Origin of the sequence: Neochlamydia sp. EPS4 (assembly GCF_000813665.1) — a bacterium.
Lineage (GTDB): Bacteria > Chlamydiota > Chlamydiia > Chlamydiales > Parachlamydiaceae > Neochlamydia.
In genome coordinates this window covers 88,967-97,946 of sequence record NZ_JSDQ01000061.1, presented here as the reverse complement: position 1 = coordinate 97,946, position 8,980 = coordinate 88,967, and the positions used below count along the sequence as shown (strand labels likewise).

Below are 8,980 nucleotides of genomic sequence, written 5' to 3'. Positions count from 1 at the left end.
GACAGGAAGAAACTAGGCCTATTGTATTCCATCATTCGATAGAAGAATTAAAAAATTGCGCCAAAAAGAGCCGTTTTTCTCAAATAAAGCTAAGAATTAATTTTATTCTTTTAGCCAAATTAAAATTGCTGCGTCACTTAATCGCCAAAACCTGTAGCTGCTCCTGAATGCTTGGAAGGTCCCCCCCCCCTTTTTCCTTAGGTCTATCTGAAAAAAAGCGCCGGTAAATTATCTTTGAATTGTTTTTCATTGATAAGGATACGAATTCGTTTGACTTGCTTTTTTAATTTTTTTAATATTGCCTTTAAAAAATAAGAATGCTGAAAAGTCATCACTACCCAAGGAAATAAAATGCATCCTATCTCTTCGGCCTCTATTGAAAGCTTGCCCAATGAATTGCTGCTTCCTATCTTAGAGGCTTGTGCAGCTCCTTCCTTATTTAGCGTCTGTAAAAGATGGCATCATCTGCTGGCTTCTGAAGTGATGCCTTCTCTTTATAAACAAATAGGTAAAGTACATGTTTCCCAAGGGGATATTAACAAGCAGGCTTTTATTTTAGATAGGATTTATAAGCTGGATGATAGGCTTTCTGAAGGAGAAAAAGCTAAGGCAATCTTCAAGGAAGCCTTTACTCTAGCTAAATCCCTTGCTCCTGCGGAGCTAGAATTTAAATGGAAAACCCAGGAAAAAAGGTGTTTTACTCTGGCTAACTATGCCTCTTATCTTATAAATATTAATCGTCTGTTAATGTGGAAAGCACTGCCTGGTGGAGCGGAATACTTAAGTCAAGAAAAAATCAAGTATTTACCTTTAGAAAAACAAGGGGAGCTTCTTAGAGGTTGGATTGAAGAAAATTGTAAAAATACCATGGGTATAGATTTATCCGGGGTAGGCTTGACTTATTTACCCCCGGAGATAGGCCAATTGTCTCAGCTGCAAGGGCTTAGGTTAAGCTTCAACCAGCTCACCAGCCTGCCCGCAGAAATCGGCCAGCTGTCTCAACTGCAAGGGCTTGATTTAGGCCAAAACCAGCTCACCATTCTGCCAGCAGAAATCGGGCAATTGTCTCAGCTGCGAACGCTTTCCTTAATTCACAACCAGCTCACCAGCCTTCCTGTAGAAATCGGGCAATTGTCTGAGCTGCAATGGCTTGACTTAAATCAAAACCAGCTCACCAGTCTGCCTGCAGAAATCGGGCAACTGTCTCAGCTGCAATGGGTCTACTTAAATCAAAACCAGCTCACCAGTCTGCCTGGAGAAATTGGGCAATTGTCTGAGCTGGAACGCCTTGACTTAAATCAAAACCAGCTCACTAGCCTGCCTGCAGAAATCGGACAGCTGTCTAAGCTGCAAACGCTTAAATTAGCAGAAAATCCTTTGAAAGATATCCCCGAAAAAATAAGGCAGTGTTTTCAATTGTAAAATGGTTGTAAGTGCTTTTTAAATTGGAGTAAGCTGAAGTGAAATAAAAAACTGTTAGCCGCCTTATCTTTAAACGAGTAATCCGCTTTCCTTCCAGCAACTAAGTAAGCTTAAACCTACTTACACATTTACAAGAAGTTTTTCTCTTTTTCTGCAGATTGTTTTATAGCTGGGAGAACAACCTTTCTTGACAGGAAGAAACTAGGCCTATTGTATTCCATCATTCACTAGAAGAATTAAAACATTGCGCCAAAAATGTTTTTAGATAGATCAGAGACAAGGACTTGGGTCTCCACTTTTCCTGGTGCTAACATATAAGCAAGCATTTCTCCTCTATCATTAATAGCTAAGTGTAATTTGAATCCATAGAAGTACCCTATAGAAGTTTTTCCCCTTTTTGCTATTTTTTTAAAACTAGGAGGGGAATGGATACGATGGGTATGACATACTGCCAATATAGCCGAATTAATGAACGAAATGCCTGTACACTCCCCTAAACAAGCTTGTGAATAAACAAAAAGAGAAAATAAGCATGTTTTCATTAAAGTGATGAACTTATTATAGAAAGAACAGGAGGAAAATATTTCTTCAGCGAGAGAATGGCTTGTCGCCTATAGTAATCTTTAAATGTATTATAGCCACTTTAGCCACTTTTATGAAACGATGACACTACTTATTGCTTCACTTAATGATAATTTTGGCCCTCTATTTCTTTTATTGCTTTTCCAAGTAGCGATTCTTAAATGGCTTTCAACCCATATTATGTGCCATTCAACCTCTAATTGCTTACAAAAATCATCTATACCGCAAAAAATGGAGATTGATCAGTGGATAACTTTTTCGATCATTTCAGCCTTCTAGCTTTAAGTTTTTTTAGTGCAAAATAATTTTGAAACATGTGAAGGTCTTTTTCAACTATTTCCTTATCCGATAACTCGCGTTAGCTTACAAAAAATTTCGTTTTAACGTTTTTAGCAGGTGGAGTAGGTAGTAGAGGCAAATACAAAAGAACAAAAAAACTGAGGGCTAATCTAAAGATGTGAAAAAACTGAAAAAAAAAGAAGGAAAGCTTCTAAAGCTTGTACAAATACAGCCTAGCTTTTTCTTTTTCCATTAAAAATAAAAATTGATCAAAATTAATTGTACTAAATGAAAAATTTTAACCTCTAAAGCTTTTTTTCTAATACTTTCTCTAGTACTTTCATGAGCAAGATTATTTGGTATAGAATCTTATTACTTTTCAATCCAAGGGGTATAGGTTTATTTTTCCTTCAGTACGAATTACCTCTCTAGCACGAGGGCGCTTTTTTCTTGTACCCGCTTTAGAAGCATTTGCATAATCTCTAAAAATAATCCTTCATTTAAGTCATCATTATGAAAAAATTTATCATAAAAAGTTTTAAGTACTTCTTGCAGGTGAATTTCATCCACGCTTGCCATCCATAAACCCCATTTACCTAATTGATTAGCCCAAAAACTTTGGTTTTCATTAACAAAGAAATTAATTAAATCGTACAAGATGGTGGCAGTCAGTGATAAACCCTGCTGGAATTGCCTTTCCATCTTTGCTTCCTTCTCTTTTATTTTTACCGCTGAGGTCTCCATTTTTTTAACCTTTATTGCTCGTCGAATTTCTTCTAATTCTTCTTTCAGCCTTATAATTTTTTTGTTGTGCTGCTCAGCTGTATGATTATCCTCTGCCGCCTTTAATAGATTTCTTTTATCTTCAATCTTACGCTTTAATTGTTGTTCTTTAGCCTTTAAGGTATTTAAAGTCTCAGGATTTAATAAATTTTTTATAAATTGATCATTTAGATACTTTTTATTAAGAGCTTGAGCCGTTAAATCAGTGATTCCTAAAATAGAAGCTCGAACAGGGTGCATGGCTGGTACTAAAACAGCTGTTAACGCATTTCTAACTCGAAAAGTCTTTGTAATGTGCTGTATAAACGTCTCTAGGAACGTAGTCTTAGATGCTGTGGGATCGCCTCCTAACTTACCCATTTTGATAATATTAGCAATCATGTCTACGTAAACCGTTTGTTTATCATTGGCTCCTATAAAGAAGTTGTTTAAAGTAGTATCAATATCGGCAGCTTCCAAGGTCGCATCGGGAGAGATTTTATGCAGCACTTTTTGCTTTTCTCTAAGTTCTATAACTATTATTTCTAATAGAGGATTAAGATAAATAACGAAATATTCCTGGCTTGCGGGATCTAATTCCATTTCTGAATGTTTTTCGCAGATTTTCTGCAACAGAATATCAGCAATCCTTTTTACAGCTGCTCCGTTGGTTGGATCCTCAATTAAAAGCCTTAGCTGGGTGTGAGAAATATCACCAATATGATACTTTGCTAAAAATGTTAAGGTAAAATCTATTAAAATATCAGGTAGATGGTTTTCTAGAAAATTCACCTTGCTAATTTTAAGTTCCTTCCAAGAACATTTAAGTCTACTTGAGCACGATTCCCATAATTCCTCAACAAGCTTTCCTTTAAGTCGAGGCTGCAAATGACTCTCAAGCATCCTGGCGAAAAAGTAGGTGGAGTGTTGCACATCGATAGTCATGGTATAGGAAACAAAAGATCTTATTATTTCCTTATGAATAAGAGGAAAAGTTTCTGCCAGGAACTCCATCCGTTTTTTTCTTCAGATAAAATTGTAAAGATTCCTTTTAATTGTTGAGCTAAAACTTTAGTGGCATTTTGTCTAACTACATTGAGAATAAATTTTTTGCTTATCCTAACAACAGTGTTGTTTATAGTATCAATTTTGCTAGCAAATTTTGGAGGAAGCAAAGATTTAAAAAATTGGTGAAGTTCTCCCACCATATTTTGAATCTCAGGTTCGATAATGATGTTGTCTAATAGCTCTTCAAAAGCATCTAATACTACAACCTTCCCTTGAACAAGTTCTTGATGGCCCGTTGGCAAAGCATAATTTAAAAGCTTTTCAAGGAGGGGTAAGAAAAATTTATTTTCTTCTACAGCCTTATACCCTTCTATATCTTCTTTTTTGATATAAGAAGGAATATCAATTAAAGCGCGTGCTAAATCAGGTAGATTGTATAGAGGCTCTCCCTTCGTATCCTTAGCTATCAGCTCCTGCGCTATATGCTCGCGCCAAACAGTTTCGTTTTCTTTTCCTTTAACCTGAGAGAGGTTGCCGCTAACAATTTTTTCTGCTTTAATTAAATTAACTAGCTGATTATTAAGCATTTGCGCAGAATTATCAAAAAGGTTTTTGTAATCTTCGTCAGTAATGAGATTTATTAAAGTAGCTATACGATTAAAAAGCAGCGCAGATAAGCGTTGCATATTGTTAGTTAAGTGACGCTCTACCATACCGGAGAGCTTATTCTCCAAAAAGTATTGAAATTCATCCATGTGACTTTCCAATTTATATCTAATAAGCCACTGAACGGCTGCAACATAAAATTTAGAAATCATAATATCATATTTTACATCACGAGGACCTGTATATTCTGCTAAAGAATGAATTTCTTCCGGATGGTTGTACTTTTGGCTTGCCCATTGGCGAATGGGATCCAAATAAAGTTGTAAATCTTCATTTGTTGTTACGAGATTCATTTTTCGCAAATAGGTTTCCATCTTCTCGAACACGCCTTCTTTGAGAACCCCATCTTTATCTTTTAGCTCTTTAAGTAAAATATTAAAAAAAGCTCTTGGTGGAGGTATCAAGCTCAAATTTATAACCATGCTTAATAACTTTTTTAAGAATAGTATTGACCCAAGGAGAAATGATTTTGGTTATCCAATCTAATACTTGAGGAATGCTCTCCGGAAGATTTTGAGCATTCCTTTCTACGGTTTGGGTGAGGGGTCGTATTTTCTCCTGGAAGATTTCTTGGCTAATTCGTGCCATAAAATCAGCAACAAACTTGCCCACTTTTTGTAAAGAAGGATTTAAATCATGAATGTCTTCCTCAAAAAAGAAATTATGGCTAGGTTGTGCTGTCTCTGGTTTATTCTCCACTATTTTTATCTCTCGGATGGCACTGGCTATTTCCACAGAAGGCATGGAGGGAGTAGTTAATAGAGCTGAGTCAGGAGCTGCTTCTTTGTCCTTATTTACGTATTCCATCAGTCTAATTTGTTTACTGCTTAAACTTATTTTCTTTGTTTTAAATAAGCTAAATAAACGTGCAAATATTCCAACTATAAAACGGCGGATTTTTCCCCATGTAGACAATCTTTCCACTGTCAGGGGAATTTCAATCTTTAGGGTTGGAGTTTGGCGAGATTGTGCGGTTACAGGCACAGTAATATGATCAATTTTCAGCTGATTGTTTGGATGCAATAAAGGCTTTACTTCGCGATTGAGGGCCGTGCTCATATGGATAGCTGATAATGAGGTTAAAAGAATTTTATTGAGCAAATGCTCATTGAATGACTGGCGGCCAATAGTCCTAGTAATGACTCTGAGAGCTGTTTGCCCAATCTTATCAGCAGTATTGCCTACCAATTGACGAAAAATAAATTTGCCGATCAGAGGCATTTTTTTCTTTGCTTTGTAAAGCATTATATCGTAACCAAGTCTTGCAACTTTATCTACTTCAACAGGAAGATTTTTCTGAGCTTGGATTACTTCTTTTTGATGCTTATTATCTTCTACTCCTATTTCCTCTTTTAACTTCAGTTTATTTTGCAAAAGTTTTTTTGCTGATAGCAACTGATTAAGCAATCTGTCATCATTACCATTAAGGCCAACTTTTTCTTCTATTTGCTTTATTCGTTCTTCTATAGCCTGTATATCTATTTCAAGCTCTTCCAAGGAAGGATATTGCTTGATCAATTTCTTCATAACCTCTCGATCAAGATATTTATCTTCCATCAAAGGAATTAGGCGATTAAGGCCAGGCCTATAGGACTGACGAAGATTATGCAAAGAGTTAGTAATCAGCTTGCTGGACATATTGCGTAGGGTTTTTAGGTTAAACAAACGTGGAAGAAAACTGCCAAATTGGCCTGCACGCAAACCTACGTCAATAAAATGGGCAAAATGAGGGTTATTGTCTTTTGCATTTTCTTCTTTGTAGTAGGCTTTGATAATTGCAATGACTGATTTTACCCCATCTTTCTTAGGATCTCTTTTTTTTACTTCTTGGATCAGGTTAACGATTTCATCTATACGTATTTTAACAATATCAAAAAAGATCGCTTCTTTTTCTTTAGAAAATCCGTAGAGCTTTCCTTCTTCGTTAGCTAATTGGAATAAAAGCTGTAGCAGTTTTTTTTCTGCTGCTTCATGAGGAAGCTTGTGGAAATAAGGAGCCAACTTATTAAGATTATAGTAAATGAGATCATCTGCAAAAGCTTGAATCATTATCTCTACAGTAGACGGTAGTATATTACTTGCTATTACAAGATTAAGCTCTTCCGGCTTTGACATTTGTTTAATAAGAAGCTCTAATGCTTCGTTAAAGCCTATTTTGATTAATTCAGAGCATCCATCTAAGGCTAGCTCTTTAAAATCACTTGCGGTTTTACCTAGTTCAACCAATTCATTGTATTGCTCAGGAGTTAAAATCATTTGAGCTATTTCTTTAGCTTCGTTGAACAGTTCAGTAAATTCTTCAGGAAGTTTTATGGTCGATAATAGGTTTTCTAATCCCTTGATTTTTTTGCCATCTTTGATCACATCGGGTAAAAGAGTGTTTAAGAAAAGCTTAGAGATTTCTTCTGCCGTGTTATTTTCTATCACAAACTCTTTGCTGCCATTAAGCGCGAGGAAAGTTTTAAATAAAATATCTTCCTCAATTGCTGGTACTCCTCCCATTTCTTGGAGCTTTTGTAAGTATTTTTTGCAAAGATTATAGTCTCTAATCTCTTTTTGAGTTTCAGGCTTGCATTTAATAACCTCTTGAGCATACTTTTCAAGTTTTGTATGCTCGCTAACGGCTTTTTCTGCTTCTTCATAGCTATCCGCAACATTTGTAAGGTGATTGCTTATGACCTCTACTATTTTATCAAATAGCACGGTAAATTGCTCATCTCCCATATTGTCTAAGATCTCAGCTAGACGTCCTGAAACTAAATCAGTTATATTTTTAGCATTCTCTTGTAAAGAAGTTTCAACAATGAGAGGGAGTCTATTTTGGAGGATATGATTAGCTTTATTTTTGTAAAAAATAATTTTCTTTTCCACTAGCAAATGTAAAGCTTGTTGGAAAACATGATTAATCATTTCTTCGGAAGGCTTGTAAGGCTCATCATCAAACAAGCTAAGAAGTGATTGGGTATGATTAGACTCAAAAAGCCAATCTACAATTTTAGTACTACAAGCCTCCAGGTGCTCTTTAATATTCTTGGAAGGTAAACTTTTAGGAGCACGTGGAAGCACAAAATCAACTTTGCCATCCATCTTTCTTAACAATTCTGCCTTAAAGGCCAGATGAAACTCTTTACGCTTTTCAGGCTCTTTAGGCTGAATATCTTGCACTGCCCAGCCCAGCAATTTATCAATTTGTTCTATAGCTTTTTGATTAACTTCAAATTTTTGAATTAATTCAAAAATAGGTTTTACGGAAAGACTACCGATCTTAATAGCTTGTTGAGCTAGATCACTGACAATATGAGGAATTTCTTCCGATTTCTCATTTACCCATTTCACAGGGGAAGCGATGTACTGTTTATGTATGCATTCCATCGCTAGTTGAGCTAGTTGGCGGGAAAACTCTCTCATACCCTCTAATGACTCATTAAAGTGTGAGGAGGTTTCCTGATCAGAAGAGGTTACAATTCTAAGCTTGTGGGGAAATTTATAAAGTTGAGTATGTTTAAATTTTTCAATTACTCTTAAATTTCTTTTATTTAAAGGAACATTATATAACTTTCCGCAACTTATAAAACGTAGAGTGTGGCGCCATATTCTAGCAATCTTCTGAGAAAAAGAAGGGTAAGGATCATTTTTTTGAGGAGTAGAACTTGACGCAGGTACAGTTAGCTTAGCAGGTTTAATAGAAGGAAAAGCATGCATAAATTCACTTAAATTTAAATTATTATTTGATCTTTCAAGTATATTAGATCTAACCTTTAAAGTAAATTAATGGAAGATTAAGGTCTTATAAATTTAGGCCGACTTAAATACCAACTAAGCATTTTTTTTAAGTATGCTATAAAACTTTTTTATTTCTAGAGTGGTGGGTAGATAAATCCTTAAAACTTTTTACTGAGAGGTCATTTAATCTATAGAATCGTCCTAAATGGGGAGGCAGCCAGAGGTAGGGCGCTACTTAAGTTATTACTGCTAAAAAGATAATGTTAACAAAAAAACTATAGTAAAAAATGGTTGAGTGTAAGCATATTTGGCTGCCTAGAGGCCTGTAAAATCCCCCCTCTATCGCTTGGTATATTCCTATGGCAACTTACTAGCAAACGCTCTCCTACTAAAGCCTACCTTTTCCTAGCAAAAGAGCGAAAAATTCACTTCTAATTTTTCTTTTCAATGATAGAGAAAAAATAAATAATTAAGCTTTTTTATAAGCATTGCCTTTTAAATTCAAAAACCGCTCTATTTTTTATCAAAGAGAAATATT

5 protein-coding genes are annotated in these 8,980 nt (G+C 35.5%); 1 reads left to right on the top strand and 4 read right to left on the bottom strand.

Annotated elements, in window-relative coordinates:
• Positions 1-351 precede the first annotated feature (351 nt).
• Positions 352-1,422 (top strand): F-box protein, encoded by a 1,071-nt coding sequence (locus DB42_RS10505; protein WP_052436037.1) that lies wholly within the window; start codon positions 352-354, stop codon positions 1,420-1,422.
• Positions 1,423-1,658: 236 nt separating this feature from the next.
• Here DB42_RS10505 and DB42_RS10500 read toward each other — a convergent pair whose 3' ends face one another.
• From DB42_RS10500 to DB42_RS06590, 4 genes are all read right to left on the bottom strand, one after another.
• A complete protein-coding gene (locus DB42_RS10500) occupies positions 1,659-1,964 on the bottom strand; it encodes a transposase (protein ID WP_080502768.1) in 306 nt (101 codons plus the stop codon).
• Positions 1,965-2,703: 739 nt separating this feature from the next.
• Positions 2,704-3,837 carry a hypothetical protein gene (locus DB42_RS06600; RefSeq protein ID WP_155117453.1) on the bottom strand — a complete coding sequence of 378 codons (1,134 nt, stop codon included), beginning with the start codon at positions 3,835-3,837 and terminating at the stop codon, positions 2,704-2,706.
• Between the two features lie 176 nt (positions 3,838-4,013).
• Complete coding sequence (locus tag DB42_RS06595) at positions 4,014-5,033, bottom strand: hypothetical protein (protein WP_162180764.1); 1,020 nt, start codon at positions 5,031-5,033, stop codon at positions 4,014-4,016.
• Positions 5,034-5,094: 61 nt separating this feature from the next.
• The gene (locus DB42_RS06590; protein ID WP_044882260.1) at positions 5,095-8,421 is read right to left on the bottom strand and encodes a hypothetical protein; all 3,327 of its coding nucleotides are present in this window, start codon (positions 8,419-8,421) and stop codon (positions 5,095-5,097) included.
• Positions 8,422-8,980 lie beyond the last annotated feature (559 nt).

What these genes read in the sequence shown, in the direction of transcription:
- DB42_RS10500 (WP_080502768.1), bottom strand. Translation starts at nt 1,964, where the DNA reads ATGAAAACATGCTTATTTTCTCTTTTTGTTTATTCACAAGCTTGTTTA.
- DB42_RS06595 (WP_162180764.1), bottom strand. Translation starts at nt 5,033, where the DNA reads ATGGAAACCTATTTGCGAAAAATGAATCTCGTAACAACAAATGAAGAT.
- DB42_RS06590 (WP_044882260.1), bottom strand. Translation starts at nt 8,421, where the DNA reads ATGCATGCTTTTCCTTCTATTAAACCTGCTAAGCTAACTGTACCTGCG.
- DB42_RS10505 (WP_052436037.1), top strand. Translation starts at nt 352, where the DNA reads ATGCATCCTATCTCTTCGGCCTCTATTGAAAGCTTGCCCAATGAATTG.